At 69.9% G+C, this 15,939-nt stretch carries 21 protein-coding genes and 1 pseudogene; 12 read left to right on the top strand and 10 right to left on the bottom strand.

The genetic code is table 11. The features are described from left to right. Nucleotides 1-212 precede the first annotated feature (212 nt). The 8 genes and pseudogenes from aspA (at nt 213) to ykgO (ending at nt 7,222) form a co-directional block, all read left to right on the top strand. Nucleotides 213-1,661: an aspartate ammonia-lyase gene (gene aspA, locus ACWCP0_RS27720; RefSeq protein ID WP_451081500.1), complete on the top strand. Its 1,449-nt coding sequence runs from the start codon at nt 213-215 to the stop codon at nt 1,659-1,661. A gap of 81 nt (nt 1,662-1,742) precedes the next feature. Further along, a pseudogene (locus ACWCP0_RS27725) lies at nt 1,743-2,456 on the top strand (extracellular solute-binding protein); the annotation flags it as partial. Between the two features lie 185 nt (nt 2,457-2,641). After that, the gene (mgt, locus tag ACWCP0_RS27730; protein ID WP_451081501.1) at nt 2,642-3,847 is read left to right on the top strand and encodes a macrolide-inactivating glycosyltransferase; all 1,206 of its coding nucleotides are present in this window, start codon (nt 2,642-2,644) and stop codon (nt 3,845-3,847) included. A gap of 171 nt (nt 3,848-4,018) precedes the next feature. Beyond that, nucleotides 4,019-5,203, top strand: a complete 1,185-nt coding sequence (locus ACWCP0_RS27735; RefSeq protein ID WP_451081502.1) for an MFS transporter — start codon at nt 4,019-4,021, stop codon at nt 5,201-5,203. 92 nt (nt 5,204-5,295) lie between these two features. Further along, nucleotides 5,296-6,252, top strand: a complete 957-nt coding sequence (locus ACWCP0_RS27740; RefSeq protein ID WP_451081503.1) for an aldo/keto reductase — start codon at nt 5,296-5,298, stop codon at nt 6,250-6,252. A gap of 247 nt (nt 6,253-6,499) precedes the next feature. Beyond that, complete coding sequence (gene rpmG, locus ACWCP0_RS27745) at nt 6,500-6,664, top strand: 50S ribosomal protein L33 (protein WP_451081504.1); 165 nt, start codon at nt 6,500-6,502, stop codon at nt 6,662-6,664. A gap of 94 nt (nt 6,665-6,758) precedes the next feature. After that, nucleotides 6,759-7,019, top strand: a complete 261-nt coding sequence (locus tag ACWCP0_RS27750; RefSeq protein WP_451081505.1) for a type B 50S ribosomal protein L31 — start codon at nt 6,759-6,761, stop codon at nt 7,017-7,019. A gap of 80 nt (nt 7,020-7,099) precedes the next feature. Further along, the gene (gene ykgO / locus ACWCP0_RS27755) at nt 7,100-7,222 is read left to right on the top strand and encodes a type B 50S ribosomal protein L36 (protein ID WP_336554702.1); all 123 of its coding nucleotides are present in this window, start codon (nt 7,100-7,102) and stop codon (nt 7,220-7,222) included. A 127-nt stretch (nt 7,223-7,349) separates the two neighbouring features. On the opposite strand, the gene ACWCP0_RS27760 is transcribed toward ykgO, so the two are convergent. Continuing rightward, nucleotides 7,350-7,715, bottom strand: a complete 366-nt coding sequence (locus ACWCP0_RS27760; RefSeq protein ID WP_451081506.1) for a helix-turn-helix transcriptional regulator — start codon at nt 7,713-7,715, stop codon at nt 7,350-7,352. 144 nt (nt 7,716-7,859) lie between these two features. Here ACWCP0_RS27760 and ACWCP0_RS27765 point away from each other — a divergent pair, with 144 nt between their 5' ends. Beyond that, nucleotides 7,860-8,657, top strand: a complete 798-nt coding sequence (locus ACWCP0_RS27765; protein WP_451081507.1) for an STAS domain-containing protein — start codon at nt 7,860-7,862, stop codon at nt 8,655-8,657. Between the two features lie 143 nt (nt 8,658-8,800). Here the strand turns inward: ACWCP0_RS27765 and ACWCP0_RS27770 are convergent, their stop codons facing one another. Beyond that, a complete protein-coding gene (locus ACWCP0_RS27770) occupies nt 8,801-8,977 on the bottom strand; it encodes a CsbD family protein (protein WP_451081508.1) in 177 nt (58 codons plus the stop codon). 169 nt (nt 8,978-9,146) lie between these two features. On the opposite strand from ACWCP0_RS27770, the gene ACWCP0_RS27775 reads away from it, so the two are divergent. Beyond that, nucleotides 9,147-10,205: an NAD-dependent epimerase/dehydratase family protein gene (locus ACWCP0_RS27775; RefSeq protein ID WP_451081509.1), complete on the top strand. Its 1,059-nt coding sequence runs from the start codon at nt 9,147-9,149 to the stop codon at nt 10,203-10,205. A gap of 50 nt (nt 10,206-10,255) precedes the next feature. On the opposite strand, the gene ACWCP0_RS27780 is transcribed toward ACWCP0_RS27775, so the two are convergent. The 8 genes from ACWCP0_RS27780 to ACWCP0_RS27815 all read right to left on the bottom strand — a co-directional run bounded on the left by ACWCP0_RS27780 (nt 10,256) and on the right by ACWCP0_RS27815 (nt 13,946). Beyond that, nucleotides 10,256-10,672: a gas vesicle protein K gene (locus ACWCP0_RS27780; protein WP_451081510.1), complete on the bottom strand. Its 417-nt coding sequence runs from the start codon at nt 10,670-10,672 to the stop codon at nt 10,256-10,258. After that, complete coding sequence (locus ACWCP0_RS27785; protein WP_451081542.1) at nt 10,662-10,835, bottom strand: gas vesicle protein; 174 nt, start codon at nt 10,833-10,835, stop codon at nt 10,662-10,664. Before ACWCP0_RS27785 ends, ACWCP0_RS27780 begins: the two co-directional genes overlap by 11 nt. Before the next feature lie 74 nt (nt 10,836-10,909). Beyond that, a complete protein-coding gene (locus ACWCP0_RS27790; RefSeq protein ID WP_451081511.1) occupies nt 10,910-11,728 on the bottom strand; it encodes a GvpL/GvpF family gas vesicle protein in 819 nt (272 codons plus the stop codon). Beyond that, a complete protein-coding gene (locus tag ACWCP0_RS27795) occupies nt 11,721-12,170 on the bottom strand; it encodes a gas vesicle protein (RefSeq protein ID WP_451081512.1) in 450 nt (149 codons plus the stop codon). The genes ACWCP0_RS27790 and ACWCP0_RS27795 overlap by 8 nt, the downstream gene beginning before the upstream one ends. Further along, nucleotides 12,163-12,420 (bottom strand): gas vesicle protein GvpG, encoded by a 258-nt coding sequence (locus ACWCP0_RS27800; RefSeq protein ID WP_451081513.1) that lies wholly within the window; start codon nt 12,418-12,420, stop codon nt 12,163-12,165. Before ACWCP0_RS27800 ends, ACWCP0_RS27795 begins: the two co-directional genes overlap by 8 nt. 10 nt (nt 12,421-12,430) lie before the next feature. Next, complete coding sequence (locus tag ACWCP0_RS27805; protein WP_451081514.1) at nt 12,431-13,144, bottom strand: GvpL/GvpF family gas vesicle protein; 714 nt, start codon at nt 13,142-13,144, stop codon at nt 12,431-12,433. A gap of 3 nt (nt 13,145-13,147) precedes the next feature. Next, nucleotides 13,148-13,621 carry a gas vesicle structural protein GvpA gene (locus ACWCP0_RS27810; protein ID WP_451081515.1) on the bottom strand — a complete coding sequence of 158 codons (474 nt, stop codon included), beginning with the start codon at nt 13,619-13,621 and terminating at the stop codon, nt 13,148-13,150. A gap of 31 nt (nt 13,622-13,652) precedes the next feature. Further along, complete coding sequence (locus ACWCP0_RS27815; RefSeq protein WP_451081516.1) at nt 13,653-13,946, bottom strand: gas vesicle protein GvpO; 294 nt, start codon at nt 13,944-13,946, stop codon at nt 13,653-13,655. 149 nt (nt 13,947-14,095) lie between these two features. Here ACWCP0_RS27815 and ACWCP0_RS27820 point away from each other — a divergent pair, with 149 nt between their 5' ends. Both ACWCP0_RS27820 and ACWCP0_RS27825 read left to right on the top strand, forming a co-directional pair. Continuing rightward, nucleotides 14,096-14,941 (top strand): histone H1-like repetitive region-containing protein, encoded by an 846-nt coding sequence (locus ACWCP0_RS27820; protein ID WP_451081517.1) that lies wholly within the window; start codon nt 14,096-14,098, stop codon nt 14,939-14,941. Between the two features lie 4 nt (nt 14,942-14,945). Beyond that, entirely contained in the window at nt 14,946-15,881 is a 936-nt protein-coding gene (locus tag ACWCP0_RS27825) for an SRPBCC family protein (protein ID WP_451081518.1), read from the top strand. Nucleotides 15,882-15,939: the final 58 nt, after the last annotated feature.

Here is a 15,939-nt window from a genome sequence, read left to right on the forward strand (position 1 = left end):
TCGCCAGGCCTCTTTCAGGCCCAAGGCCTCGTCCGGACTCCAGGCCTCGTCCGGATACAGGGCCCGATGTACGGGGCGCGTTCCGGAAGACACGCTCCTGCGGGCCGTCGGTTTTCGCGACGAGCCTCGGACGCTCCGCGCCGCTTCTTCCCTCTCCCCCTTCCCTCGCCCCACCCCTTCGCGTATCCACCCGACAGGAGAGTCCGACCTCCATGGCCACGCACGACCACGCCCACCTCGCGTTCCGCGCCGAGCACGACCTGCTCGGCGACCGGGACGTCCCGGCCGACGCCTACTACGGAATCCACACCCTTCGGGCTGCCGAGAACTTCCCCATCACGGGCACCCCGATCTCGGTCTACCCGGACCTGGTCGCCGCCCTCGCCTGCGTGAAGCAGGCCGCGGCCCTGGCCAACCGGGAGCTCGGCCTGCTGGAGGGCCGCAGGGCGGACGCGATCGTGACCGCCTGCGAGGAGATCCGCGCCGGGAAGTTGCACCACGAGTTCGTGGTCGACGTGATCCAGGGCGGCGCGGGCACTTCGACGAACATGAACGCCAACGAGGTTGTCGCCAACCGCGCCCTGGAACTCCTCGGTCACCGCAAGGGCGAGTACGGACAGCTGCATCCGCTGGAGGACGTCAACGCGGGACAGAGCACCAACGACGTCTACCCGACCGCCGTCAAGATCGCCCTCGACTTCACGGCCCAGCGTCTGCTGGACGCCATGGAGGTGCTCCGCTCCGCGTTCGCGGCGAAGGCGGAGGAGTTCGCGGACGTCCTGAAGATGGGCCGTACCCAGTTGCAGGACGCGGTGCCCATGACCCTGGGCCAGGAGTTCGCGACCTACGCCGTCATGCTGGGCGAGGACCACAAGCGCCTCATCGAGGCACGCGAGCTGATCCGTGAGATCAACCTCGGGGGAACGGCGATCGGCACCGGGCTCAACGCCCACCCCGAGTACGCGGCGCTGGCCGCCCGGCATCTGCGGACGATCACCGGACTGCCGCTGACCACCGCCGACGACCTCGTCGAGGCCACGCAGGACGCCGGCGCGTTCGTCCAGCTGTCCGGCGTGCTGAAGCGGATCGCCGTCAAGCTCTCCAAGATCTGCAACGACCTCCGGCTGCTCTCCTGCGGACCACGCGCCGGCTTCGCCGAGATCAACCTGCCGCCCGTGCAGGCAGGTTCGAGCATCATGCCCGGCAAGGTGAACCCCGTCGTCCCCGAAGTCGTCAACCAGATCGCGTTCGAAGTCATCGGCAACGACATGGCCGTGACCATGGCCGCCGAGGCGGGCCAGCTCCAGCTCAACGCCTTCGAGCCGGTCATCGCCCACAGCCTGCTCAAGAGCCTGACGCACCTGCGAGCCGGCTGTCTGACCCTCGCCGAACGCTGTGTCAGCGGCATCACCGCCAACCGCGACCACCTCGCCCATCTCGTCGCCCGCTCCATCGGCCTTGCCACCGCGCTGAATCCGCACATCGGCTACGAGCAGGCCACCGCCGTCGCCCAGGAAGCCCTCAGGACCGGCCGCAGCGTCCAGGACCTCGTCCTCGACAAGGGCCTGCTGACCGAGGACGAGCTCCAGCGCATCCTGCTCCCGGACAATCTCGCCCGCCCTCACGTCCACGCGGCCGGACCGGCGGCGCTCGGCGGCTGACCGTTCGGGGCGCCGTCGGTCGTGCCGGCCCAGGGGCCCGCCGCTGTGCGGGCCCCGGGCCGGTGGCACGCGGTCGCCTGACCGCTGCGGGACCCGGTCTCGGCCACGCTCGACCCCGGACTCTCGGCGGGTGGGCGGATGTTCCAGCGCGGCGAGGACGGCAGGGTGCGCATCGAGTTCACGGACGAGGACGCGGTCGTGCCCGAGACCGTCCACGATCAGGTCAACGTGGACGGCACGGCCTCGCGGACCGCGCTCGGCGGAGGCGGATCCGACGCGCTGCCCGGCTTCTTCGGCGGGAAGTACGCGATGGTCCCGCTCGGCTTCTCGGACCGGCAGCAGATCGTGCAGCAGGCGCCCGAGGGCTTCGAGTGGACCGTACTGCCCGCACCCGCGGGCAGCGAAGGGCTCGCGCAGGGCGTCAGCCCGCAGACGCTGTCGGTCGCCGAGAACAGCCCGTACAAGAAGGAAGCGATGGCATTCATCGACTTCCTGCTCCGGCCGCGGAACATGGTGCGGCCGGCGAAGGGCGACTGGATGCTTCCGACCGGCACGCGGGCGCTCGCCGACCCCGCCCTGCACACCGCCGAGGACGGCTGGGCGACGGGCGCGGCGCTGGCGCGGCATCTGCGCTCGGCGCCTGCGCAGTCGGTGCGGGGCTGTCCGGAGTGGAAGGACAGGGTGGCGACGCCCGCATTCCAGGAGCACTACTCCGGCGGCATCGACCGCGCCGGGCTGGAGCAACGCCTGGTCGACGACGGCAATCTGGTGCTCACCCGCTATCAGCGCCGGTGAACCCGCCGTCGGCGCGGGCGCATGCGCCGGACCAGGCGGGGGCGCACGCCGGACGCGGCGGGGGCGTTGACCCACTTGTTCGCCCCGCTGTGCCGGGAGCTGTCTGCGCCGGTGCGAGAGCGACCGGCGGCTTGTCGCGTCGCATGAGGTTGCACGAGACGTATCGTCTCGTTTAGTGTGGCGGCATGACCACTTCCCCGCGTGCCCACATCGCCATGTTCTCCATCGCTGCCCACGGGCACGTGAACCCGAGCCTTGAGGTGATCCGGGAGCTCGTCGCCCGCGGGCATCGCGTCAGCTACGCGATCCCGCCGTCCTTCGCCGAGAAGGTCGCCGCCACGGGAGCCGAGCCGGTGCTCTACACCTCCACGCTCCCGACCGACGACGATCCGGAGGCATGGGGAACGGAGTTGATCGACAACATCGAGCCGTTCCTGCGCGACGCGATCCAGGCGCTGCCGCAGCTGGCCGAGGCGTTCACCGAGGACGAGCCCGATCTCGTCCTCCACGACATCACCTCGTACGCGGCGCGTGTGCTCGCCCACCGCTGGGGCGTGCCGGCCGTCTCGCTCTCGCCGAACCTCGTCGCCTGGGACGGATACGAGAAGGAGGTCGGCGAGCCGATGACGGCCGAACTCAGGGCGACCGAGCGCGGCAGGGCGTACTACGCCCGCTTCGAGTCGTGGCTCGCCGAGAACGGCATCGCGACCCATCCCGATCCGTTCGTCGGGCGCCCTCGCCGGTCGATCGTCCTCATCCCCAGGGTGCTGCAGCCGAACGCGGACCGGGTCGACGAGTCCGTGCACTCCTTCGTCGGCGCCTGCCAGGGCGATCGCGGGGAGCAGGGCACCTGGACCCGGCCGGCGGGCGCGGAGAAGGTGCTGCTCGTGTCGCTGGGGTCGGCGTTCACCAAGCAGCCGGGCTTCTACCGGGAGTGCGTGAAGGCCTTCGGCGACCTGCCCGGGTGGCATGTGGTGCTGCAGATCGGCAAGTTCGTCGATCCGGCCGAACTCGGCGAGATCCCCGCGAACATCGAGATCCACGGCTGGGTTGCGCAGCTGGCGATCCTCAGGGAGGCGGACGCCTTCATCACCCACGCGGGCGCCGGCGGCAGCCAGGAGGGCCTCGCCACCGCGACACCGATGGTCGCCGTCCCGCAGGCGGTGGACCAGTTCGGCAACGCGGACATGCTCGCGTCCCTGGGAGTGGCCCGCCACGTACCGATGGAGGAGGCCACCGCGGACACCCTGCGCGAGGCGGTACTCGCCCTGGTCGACGACCCGGAGGTCGCCCGCCGCCTGCACGGGATCAAGCTCTCCATGGCGGGCGAGGGCGGCACCGAGCGCGCGGCGGACCTGGTGGAGGCCGAACTGCACACGGTCCGCGACTGATTCACACGCGTTGCTGCCCGGCCCTGCCGGAGTCCGGCGTCCTGGGCCGCCCTGCCGGTCTGCGTCCGTACGTGCACGACGGCCCCGTGCCTGACGCGACCGGCGGATCGTCGCTCGTATCGTGAGGGCGTGATCGTTCGCGCGGCCGGAAGACGCGGGGGAGACCGGGGAATGACAGAGAGGGCAGGGCGGCTCGGTTATCCGGCGGCGGCCGCGGTGTTCGCCATCGGCATGGCCGGGACGACCCTGCCCACCCCGCTGTACGCGCTCTACCAGCAGCAGATCGGCTTCTCGGAGCTGATGGTGACGGTCGTCTTCGCCGTGTACGCGGTCGCGGTCATCGCCGCCCTTCTGGTGGCAGGGAACTACTCCGACGCGGTCGGCCGCAGGCCCGTCCTGCTCGCGGCGATGGGCTTCTCCGCCGCGAGCGCGTGCTGCTTCCTCCTGGAGAGCGGCCTGCCCCTGCTCTTCGCCGGCCGGCTGCTGTCGGGTTTTGCCGCAGGGCTGCTGAGCGGCGCGGCGACGGCCGCCGTCATCGAACTGGCCGGACCCGGCAAGAAGGCGCGTGCCGGATTCGCCGCCACCGCCGCCAACATGGGCGGCCTGGGCTGCGGGCCCCTGCTGTCCGGACTGCTTGCGCAGTACGCGCCCTGGCCGCTGATGCTGGCGTTCTGGGTCCACCTCGCCCTGGTGGCCGTGGCCTCCGTGATCACCTGGCTGCTGCCCGAGACCGTCGAGAACCCTGAGCGATGGCCGCCGCTCACGCCACAAGGCGTATCCGTGCCGCCCGAGGTGAAGGGCGTGTTCGTGCCCTCGTCCGTGGCGGCGTTCGCCGGCTTCGCCCTGCTGGGTCTCTTCACGGCGGTCGCACCGAGCTTCGTCGCGACGACCCTGGGCGTCCACAATCTCGCCGTCTCCGGCGCCGTCGTCTTCTCCGTGTTCCTCGCCTCGACGATCGGACAGTCGCTGACCCAGAAGGTCGGCGCGCGCCGCGCGCTCCCCGTCGGCTGCGGCGTTCTGGTCGTGGGGCTGATGCTGGTGGCCTCGTCGCTGATCACCCAGTCGCCGGCCCTGCTCGTCCTGGGCGCCCTGTTCGGCGGAACGGGGCAGGGCCTTGCCTTCCGCGCCGCGCTCAGCCTGGTCAGCGGTGCCGCGCCGGCGCTGCACCGGGGCGGCACCATCTCGGCGTTCTTCGTCGTCGCCTACACCGGTATCTCCCTGCCGGTGGTCGGTGTCGGCGCCATGGCCATGTGGCTCGGGCTGCGCGGGGCGGGGCTGGTCTTCGCCGGCTGTGTGATGGTGGTGGCCGCCTGCGCGGGCACGTATGCGGCACTCCGCCCGCCCACCGTTCAGTGAGCGGGCACGGCACCCCGGACCGGCGGCCCGCCCTCCCGCACGGCTGCAGGCCTGGACGCGGGGGCGGCTCGCGGCCCCCGTAGGGTGACGTGGTGACTGCGAACACGGGTAGGAGCGGCGGGCACCTGTTGTACGGGTGCATGGGGCTGGGCGGGGCCTGGGAACCCGGCCCCTACGGGGCGGCGGACATCGCCGCGGCCGAGGCGGCGATCGCCGCGGCCCTGGAGGCCGGCATCACCACGTTCGACCACGCCGACATCTACCGCCACGGCAAGTCCGAGGCGGTGTTCGGCGAGATCCTCGCCCGCACACCGGGGCTGCGCGAGCGCATCGTGCTGCAGACCAAGTGCGGCATCCGCCTCTCCGACGGGGAGCGCCCCGGCATCTACGACCTGCGCGGGCGCACCATCGCACGCCGGGTGGAGGAGAGCCTGACCCGGCTGGGTACCGACGTCCTCGATGTGCTCCTCCTGCACAGGCCGGACCCGCTGGCCGACCCCGACGACGTCGCCGAGGCGTTGACGTCCTTGCACCGGCAGGGCCTGGTGCGGCGGTTCGGCGTCTCGAACATGTCGGGCGAGCAGATCGCGCCGCTGCTGGCGCGCCTGGACGTGCCCCTGGTCGCCAACCAGCTGGAGATGAGTCTCCAGCGCCGCGACTGGCTCGAAGCAGGTGTCGTCGTGAACACTTCCGCGGCGGCGGCCAACGGTTTCCCTTTGGGCACGCTCGAATACTGCCGCGCGAACGGCATCGAACTCCAGGCGTGGGGCCCGTTGGCTCAGGGCCGCTTCACCGGCCGCCAGGAGACGCCGCAGGAGCGGGCCACCGCGGAGCTGATCGCCACACTCGCCGAGAAGAAGGGCACCACTGCGGAGACGATCCTGCTGTGGTGGGTGCAGCGCCACCCCGCCCGCATAGCCCCGGTCATCGGCACCGTCCAGCCCGATCGCATCCGCGCCTGCCGCGACGCGGCACAGCGGGAGCCGGACCTCACCCACGACGAGTGGTACGACCTCTGGCTGACGGCACGGGGTGTGCCCCTGCCCTGAGTCGCGACCACCGGACGGCGGCGCGGGTGCAGGGTGTGCACGGCGCGGGCGCAAGGCACGCACGGCGCGGGCGCGGCGTGTGGGGCGGAGCGGGGGAGCACGGTCCGTCGAGTGGCCGATCGCCCGGCCCGCAGCGCACTCCCACCCCCGGGAATGTAATGAGCAATAGCTCGGTTACACCTGTCGAACCCGGTGGAGGCGGACTGCCCGGCTGATCCGCCCGGTTCTCCGGTGAAAGGGGAAAGTGATGGCACGTAACGACGCACGCCCCGTCGTGACGCTCCGGTCGACGGCAGGAACCGGTCACACCTACGTGACCCGCAAGAACCGGCTGAGCGACCCCGACCGGCTCGTGCTGCGCAAGTACGACCCCGTGGCGGGGGAGCACGTCCTGTTCCGCGAAGAGCGCTGAGGGCCTGCGACCCGCATTCGGGCCGGCCGGCCGATCCGGGCCTCAGGTCCGGGAAGGCCGCAAGGCATCAAGGCATCAAGGAAGGACACCCACCGTGAAGCCTCCTATCCACCCCGTCTCCCGCCCCGTCGTCTTCCGTGACCGTGCCGCGGACGTCGTGTTCCTGACGCGCTCGACCGCCGGGTCCGACAGGACGATCGACTGGCAGGACGGAAACACCTACCCGCTGATCGACGTCGAGATCTCCTCGGCGAGCCACCCCTTCTACACGGGGACCTCCCGAGTGGTGGACACCGCCGGTCGTGTCGAGCGCTTCGAGCGCCGCTACGGCCGGGCGGGCGCGGCCCAGGGCTGAACCACAGGGCGGTCGACCGGCAGGGCCGTTCTCGGACGTCGGGTGGCACGCCGCCCGGCGGGCAAGGAAGAGGAGAAGCGATGAAGGTGCGAAAGTCTCTGCGCGCGCTGAAGGCCAGGCCTGGTGCCCAGGTCGTGCGGCGCAGGGGGACGACGTTCGTCCTCAACAAGAAGGAGCCGCGCTTCAAGGCCCGTCAGGGCTGACGGCGCGGACGGGGGTCGGCCCGGCCACCGCGGAGACCGCGGTGGCCGGGCCTCTCTCATGCGGTCCGTCCGAGGTCGTGGGGGACGGCTCGTCGTCGCGGCTCACCGGGCGGCTCGTCGCCCCGGCTCATCGGTCCCGGAAGCCCTCGTCGGCTCCCTCGTCGGGCTTGTCTGCCGAGGCCCTTCGCACCCCGTCCGGAGACCCGGCGAGGATGTCGAGCAGCGAGGCGATGTCGCGGTCGGCCTCTGCGGGATGGCGGAACTTGCCGCCCGTGATCACCTGGTACTTGTTCCGGCGCCCTTCGCGTGTGTGCGTGAGGTAACCCGCCTCCTCGAGATCGGCGACCAGGGCCTGCACGGTTCTCTCGGTCAACTGGAGCATCGAGGCAAGATCACGGATCCGGACCCACGGATCGCGCGCGATGGCCGAGAGCACACGGGTGTGGTTGGTCAAGAAGGTCCATGTGCTGCGTGGCGGGATGGGCGAATCCATATGGGGATCGTACGGCGATCGATACAGGCTTTTCAAAGCCCGAATTCAATTTCATGCATCTCTTGACGTGTCTTTGGTGTCGTACGAGCATGGGAGCAGGTTTGCTCCAGCGGACGGATTGCTCAGGAGTGAGGGGGTCCGCACATGACCTCTCGTTCTCGCGGCCGGGCCACGCCCGGGCAGGACGGCGCACGACTCAGCGTGACCGTCAGTTCCTACGGTCGGGACCGATCGCTCGCCGTTGTCGCCGGCGAGATGGACATGGACGGCGCCGCCGAGCTGCGCCGGACTCTCGCCGCGGCCCTCACGTGCGGGAACGGGCTGGACCTCGACCTCGCGGGCGTCTCCTTCTGCGACTCGGCGGGGCTGGACGTTCTCATGGAGATTCGTGACCTGGGGCATGCCTCGGGACGGACCGTGGCCGTGGTGAAGGCCGGCCGTGAGATCCGCCGCCTCATGGAGACGACCGGCACCACGGCGCTCCTCGGCCGTGGTGCCGACGGTGTGCCACCGCGTGCCGATGACGCGGAGAGCCGAGCCTCGTCGCTGGCCGCGGATGTCTGCCGGGCTCTTGTCGCTGTCGGTCTTCCCGCTTCTTTCCAGCACACCGGGGCCGCGACGGGGCTGACGGTTCGGGCGCGCCCCCATGGAGTCGTCGTCGCCTGGCAGGCGCCGGCGGAACTGCGCGCGCCGAGCGCCCGCGCGCACGGTGACGGGCACGGTCACGGGCGCGACGGGACCGGCGGGCATACAGGGATCGACAGGGCTCTGCATGCCGCGGTCCTCGCCACCCTCGCGCATGCCGGTTTCACGACGGAGGACCCACCGCAGAGCACGGAAGACCCACCTCTGGTCAAGGAGATCGTGGTGACCGGATGGCAGGAGGGTTCCACCCGCCGCCCGCCCCCAGGTGAAGGCGTTCCCGGCCCCTGCGACACGTAACTGCGGGGGCGTTGGCCGTCTTTGCCGTCCGGCACCGACATCCGGCGTACGACGGTGGTCGCGGCGCCGGACAGCTCCGCGACCACCGTCGTGTCGTCCACCGGCATCGGAGCGCTGACCGCCCCGCCGACGGCATCACACGGTCAGTGCTTGGTCACCTTCCGGATCTGGTCGGCTGCCTTCTCCGCCATCTCGTGTGCCTTGCCGCGCAGCATGTCGCCCCGGCCCTCCCGCACCGTGTGCTTGTCGCCCGTGGCCTTGCCGAAGGTCTCCTTCATCTTGCCCTTCAGCTGTGTCGCTTTCGACTTGCCTTTGCTCATCGGGAATCGCTGTCCTCTCGGAATCGGCGAGGTGCCCAGGGCTCAGAGATGCTCCGACACCTCAATTCATCGTGCACCCGCCCATGGGCGCCGTAAACCGGTGCATATCGGGTGGAGGGCCGGGTACTCCACGGATGCCGGAAGTCCCCTCCCGTGAAAGGCGACCGACATGATCGACAGGACGCACGAAGAGGCAGGGAGCGCAGCGAGGCTGCGGGTCGTGGTCGTAGGCGCGACCGGCAACGTCGGGACGAGCGTGGTGCAGACCCTTTCCGGCCATCCGGGAATCGGGGCGATCCTCGGCATCGCCCGTCGGATCCCCGAATGGCAGCCCGACAGAACGACCTGGGCGGCCGCCGACATCGACCCCGGCCGCGCGGACCTCGTCCACCACTTCACCGGAGCGGACGCCGTCGTCCATCTGGCCTGGAAGTTCCAGCCCACCCACGATCCGGTGACGACATGGCGCACGAATGTGCTGGGCGGCATCCGTGTCTTCGAATCAGCGGCAGAGGCCGGGGTACCGGTGTTGATCCACGCCTCGTCGGTCGCCGCGTATTCTCCGGGGCCCAAGGAATCCCCGGTCGACGAGTCCTGGCCGACCCACGGCTGGCCGCAGGCGGCCTACTGCCGCGAGAAGGCCTATGTGGAACGGTATCTGGACGCGTTCGAACAGACTCATCCGGCCGTGCGGGTCGTCCGCATGCGACCGGCTTTCCTCTTCAAGCGGGAGTCCGCGTCCCAGCAGCGCCGCATCTTCGCCGGCCCCCTCCTGCCCCTGCAGCTGATCAGGCCGGGGACGCTCCCCGCGGTCCCCGATCTGCCGGGTCTGAAATTCCAGGCCCTGCACACCGACGACGCTGCTGCCGCGTACTGCGAGGCCGTCGTGCGGCCCGTCCGCGGCGCGTTCAACCTCGCCGCCGACCCGCCCCTGGACGCCGCTCGGCTCGCCGGGATCCTGGAGGCCCGCCAACTGCGGATTCCCGTGTCACCGGTACGGGCCGCGCTCTCGGCGGCCTGGCGGTTGCGGCTGGTGTCCGCCTCACCCGATCTGTTCGACGCCGTACTGCGCCTCCCGCTGATGGACAGCTCCCGGGCACGGGCCGAGCTGGACTGGGAGCCGCGGTACACCGCCGTGGAGGCGATCCAGGAGTTCCTCGAAGGACTGCGCGAACGTGCCGGCATGGACACCGCGCCGCTCGCGCCGGGCGCACGGACGGTCGGCTGAACTCCGGCCCGCGCCGTCGCCGGCGCGGGCCGACCGGAGCACCGGGCGACTCAATCGGCGGGCGGCAACAGGGTGCCCAGCGGCCCGAGATCGAGGTTGAGGTCCTCCATCGTCAGGCCGTACTGGGCGCACAAGTCGCTCATACGGTCGTGCAGGACCATCAGCGTCGCGCCCAGTCGCTCCTCCTGCTCCTCCGTGAGATCGCCCTGGTCGACCCGGTGCAGCGCCTGTCGCTCCATCAGCTGGCGCAGGAGCTCGACGAGGGTGAGCACGAGCCTGACGAGGTCGCGCTCGACGGTGTCGGGATCGGAGCTGATTCTCCGCGCCGGAGCGGACGAACTCCTGCCGGCCCCGGGCAGGTCCTCCGGAGCGGCGGGCAGCAGACGGAAGGCACGCGAAGCGGCATCCGCGACCTCGTCCAGGCGGTCGAGGCGGCGGTTCCGGTGTTCCGCCTCCTCAGCGGACATCGTCTTCACCGGGCGAGGAGCGAATGGACATGATCAGGGCCCGCAGGGAGACGCGCACGAGGTCGATGTCGGCGATGGACAGCACCACATCGCCGGTCAGGACGACACCGCCGCTGAGCAGCCGGTCCAGCAGATCGATGAGGGCGACCTGGCGCTCCGGCAGGGGCTCGGCCGCCCCGGCCGCCCCGGCCGCCTCGTGCGTCCGGAGCGGGAACGCCGGGACCGGGTCGGACGCCGTCACGGGCTCGCTCCTTGCTCGGTGTCGGCGGAGGTCTCCCGGGGGGTGGCGAAGGAGTACGGCGCCCACGGGCCGGTGACCTCGACCCGTACCCCCTCGAGTCCCTCCGCGGCACGACTCGCCTCGTCCCGGAACTCCTCCGCCCGTTCGCGAGGCACGAGATACGCGTCGTTGGCCACGTTCTCGCCCGGTGCGGTGGCGAGCTCGCCCTGTTGCACACGGTGGCGTGCGCGGTCGACGGCGTGTCTGCGTCCCGCCGCGTCCACCCGCTCCGCCGCCGTCTGCGCCGACCGGTAGGCGGTGTCGCGCACGCTTCGCTGCGCCCTGCGGGTGCGCAGATAGGCGCGTCCGGGGCTGAGGTCCTCGGCCGGTGACTCCGCCTCGGCGGGGCCAGGGGCACCCGACGGCTCGACGTAGATCTTGACGCCCCACTCGACGTGCGCGGCGAGGCGCGAGAGCTGTTCCGCGAAAGTATCCCGCTGGGCGTCCAGAACGCTTCGCGCCCGGTCGTCGTCGAGGTACACGGTCGCGAGGCGCAGGGGAAGGGCCGTGGTGCGGGCGGACACGGCCTCGACCACGCCGTGGTGGGCGCGGGCGACCGACTCCAGCCACTCCAGGTCCTCGAGATGCCTCTTGAGGGCGTCCTCCCGGAAGTCCTGCGACGGCACCGGGCTCACCACGAGCACCAGCCCGCTGCCTCGGGCGAGGGCCAGCAGACGTACGGGGGCGCCGCCGACGCCGGTGAGCGCGGCGACGGCGCCTGCCAGCCCGCCCGCCTCACGGGCCACGGCGTACACATAGGTGACGCGGTCAGTCATCGCGCGACTTCCTTGTGCGACGGACCGGTCCGGGCCTCTCCGCGTGCCCGGGCTCCTCCTCGTCCTCGCGGGCCGTCTCATCGCGGCGGGAGCCCCTGGGCAGGGCCTCGCCCCTGCGCATCGCCTCGATCTCCGCACGCAGCCGCCGGTTCTCGTCGGCGAGCGACCGCTCTCCGTGGGCGCGGGACGACAGTGCGGGATCGTGTTCCCACCAGTCGATGCCCATTTCCTTGGCCTTGTCGACGGAGGCGACCAGCAGTCGGAGTTTGATGGTCAACAGCTCGATGTCGAGCAGGTTGATCTGGATGTCGCCCGCGATGACGATGCCCTTGTCGAGCACGCGCTCCAGGATGTCGGCCAGGTTGGCCGAAGAGCCCTGGCCGTACGGCGGCGCGGCCCGGGAGGGATAGGAGCCCAGCCGGTTGGCCAGCGGATCATTCACGGCGGCGGCCTTCCTGCCGGAACGCCCTGATCTCCTCCAGCCGGTCGAGCAGTTCGTCCTCCCTCCGGTCGAACGTCTCCTCGTCGATCTGCCCCGCGAGCAGGAGGGATTCGAGCTGCGCCAGTTCGCGCTGCACGGGTTCGGGGTCGTAGTACTCGTTCTCGGCGGCCTCCAGCACGCGGTCCATCACCCAGCCGACGCCGCGCACGGGTGCCAGGGGCAGGGTCACGATCTGGGTGAGCAGGCCCATGGGATCACCTTCAGACAAAGCTGTACGGGGGAAGCGGGCCGTTGAGCCGGAACTCGAAGTCGTCCCCCATCTGGCCGGCGAGGCTCAGCTCGGTGGTGAGGAAGAGCTCCTCCTGGTCATGGGGCACCAGGAAGGAAACGCTGAGGAAGTCCTCGCCGGTCGGCTGGGAGGGCTCCACGTCCCGGGCGAAGGAGCGCAATGCCTCGATGACGCCGGCGGCCAGGGATTGCTGGCGTGCGTCGACTTCCCCGACGACCAGTTCGCCGAGCGCGAGAGACGCGTCGGGACCGGCCGTCCCGTTGCGGATGGAGTTGTTGAGCTCCCGGGCGACGCTCGATTCCTCAAGGATCTGGCGGAGAAGTGCGTCCTCGTCCTGCTTCACCTTCAGGTGGTACTCCGCACAGTCATCCAGCGCCTGGAGCTTCTCCGTGTACTCAGTCTCCCGGTCCTCCAGGGCGGTGCGGACGGCCTCGTCGTCCGGCGCCGTGAGACCGAATTTCAGCGGCAGCACCGTGCCGTCGGCCATGAGTCTGTCCTGGACCGCCTGATGCGCGGTGAGATCGCGGCGCTTGGGACGCAGGTCCTCAGGTGCGTCGCTGACCACCGCTGTCAGTGGTCCGCTATTCACCGTACGCAACTTCGCGGGCGGTTCCCCGACCCCGGTGACACCGTCGAGCCGGAGCGGATGCTGTTTGTCGGCGATGGAGTAGACGTACACAGCCATGTCTCACTCCTCCTCGCGTTCCCTCGCACGCCGGGAAGTCCGCCGAGGCGTTCGCCGCCGCCTCTCCACAGGTTGCTCCTCCTTCTCGTCCTCGTCGTCCTCGTCGGCTTCGTCCTCCTGTCCGCCGCCCTTGAGGGTCTCGGTGACGGCGTCCACGGCGCCCGTGAGCGCGCCCTTGGACTTGCCGCGGGCTCCGCTCTCGACCGAGTCGCCGACGATGTCGGTCAGCTGCGCCGGTGCCTTGCGGCCGGCCTCGAGATCGAGGCGGTTGCAGGCTTCGGCGAAGCGTAGGTAGGTGTCCACGCTGGCCACGACGATGCGGGCATCGATCTTCAGAATCTCGATCCCGACGAGGGACACACGGACGAAGACGTCGATGACGAGTCCGCGATCAAGAATGAGTTCCAGGACGTCGTACAGGCTGCTGGTGCCACCGCCCCTGGAAACGGTGCCTCCGCCTTGCGGCACCACGGTCACGGTGCCTCCCTTCGCCGACCGAGCCCGTATGTCACAGCCTGCGGTCGATCTGCCCCCGGGTGTATCTGCGTATCCGTTCGTAGGCGACCAAGTCACCTTCCTTGTCCAGAGTCACCCGGTAGCTGGCCATCACGCTGGTGGTCTCGGGGATCCTCTCCAGTTCGACTACCTCCACATGGGCCTCCCAACCGTCATCTGTCGGTTTCAGGGCCGAGACCGATTCCGGCGGCCGGCCGAGCAACAGCTCCAGCTGCTGCGCCGCGGAGCGCATGACCCATGCGGCCTTGTCCTTGCGCCGCCGCTTGGCGGGCTCTGCTGGGGCCATGGTCGTTCTCCGAGGAGCGGAACGGAAGCCGCATGCCGGGCATAAATCTACAATTTCATCATATAGGGACATACTCGCCATCTGCGCGGGCAGTCTTACTGTGTCGCGAAGTCCAGCTTTCCCAACGCCCTTTGCGAAGGGGTCAGTTCATGAATGACACGACCAAGATCGCACTCGCGGCTGCGGTCGCGGGTGGGTACGTGCTCGGACGCGCGAAGAAGGGGCGACTCGCCTTCGCCATGGCGACCTATATCGCGGGGCGCCGCTTCGGGCTCGATCCTCAGCAGCTGGCCACGGAAGGCCTGCGCAGGCTGAAGGACGTGCCACAAGTCGCGGATCTGAACGAGCAGATACGGGGCGAGTTGGTGGAGGCGGGGCGCAAGGCCCTTACTGCCGCGGCGGACCGACGGCTCGCCGATCTCGCGGACTCTCTCCATGAGCGCACGCTCCGCCTCGGGGGGAAGGGCGAGGGCGAGGGCGAGGAGGAAGAGTACGAGGAGGAGGAAGAGGAGGAGCCGGAGGAGGAACCGGAAGAAGAGGGAGAGCCGGAAGAGGTAGAGCCGGAAGAAGAGGAAGAAGCGGAAGAAGAGCCGGAGGAGGGCGAAGAGGAAGGAGAGGAACAAGACGAGGAGGAGGAAGAGGAAGAGGAGAAACCACCGCCACGCCGCCGGGCAGCCGCGCGAGGCGCCAGGAAGCCCGCTCCGCGGGAGCAGGCCGCCAAGAGGGCCGCCAGGGAGCCCGCGAAGAAGGCGGCCGTGAAGAAGGCACCTGCCAAGAAGACCGCCGCGAAGAAGGCGCCCGCGAAGAAGGCGCCCGCGAAGAAGGCACCTGCCAAGAAGACCGCCGCCAAGAAGGCGCCCGCGAAGAAGACCGCCGCCAAGAGGGCACCTGCGAAGAAGACCGCCGCGAGGAAGGCCCCTGCCAAGAAAGCGGCGCCACGGAAGTCGACGGCGCGCAAGACGGCCGCGAAGAAGACGGCCGGACGCCGGAGGTAGGGCCATGGCCAAGACAGATCGTGCCACCAGCGACGAAGCCTCGGGCCTGGACCTGCTGCGTGACGAGCTCATGGACTATCTCGGTGCCCAGATCGAGAATCTCGCCGGCAAGGCCGGCGACAGAGTGGCCGATCTCACCGACCAACTGCTCGATTCCGCCGAGAGCGGAGGGCCGCTTCCCGGCGGAGCGGTGAAATCCCTCATCGGCGGCAAGGTCAAAGGCATCAAGGACAACGTGCTGGACAAGACGAAGAACCTCTTCGGCGGGGGCGGCCGCAAGTCCGGCGGCGGCAAGTCCATGAACATCGTGGAGGTCCTCGATGTGGGCCTGCCGGTCCGCACGGTGTACAACCACTGGACGGAGTACGAGCGGTTCAGCGACTTCGCCAAGGGCGTGCGCAGTGTGTCCCAGGAAGACGAGACCCACAGTGGCTGGAAGGTGAAGGTCGGTCCCTCGGCACGGAGCTGGAAGGCCACGGTGCAGGAACAGGTGCCCGACGAGCGGATCATCTGGACCTCCGAGGGAGCCAAAGGCACCACGCGCGGCTGTGTCAGCTTCCACGAGTTGACGCCCGATCTCACCCGCATCGTTCTCGTCGTCGAGTACTACCCCTCGGGCTTCTTCGAGAAGACAGGAAATCTCTGGCGGGCTCAAGGACGACGTCTGCGGCTGGACTTCAAGCACTTCCAGCGACACGTCACCTTCGCCGACGAGGAACCCGAAGGATGGCGCGGAGAGATCCGCGACGGCGAAGTCGTCCGCAGCCATGAAGAGGCGCTGGAAGAAGAGGAAGAAGAGGAAGAAGAGGGCGAATACCGCGGGGAGACGGGCGAGGAAGAGGGGGACGAGGAGGAGGAATACGACGAGGAGCCCGAAGACGAGGCGGAAGAGGCCGTGGCGGGCGGCGAAGAAGAGGACGAGTACGAGGACGAAGAGTGACGCTCGCGGCGGGGGCGGCCGGAGTGATCCGTGAATCCTCAGGAGAGGCGGTGATCCC

The sequence above is a fragment of the Streptomyces sp. NPDC001970 genome (assembly GCF_053594115.1).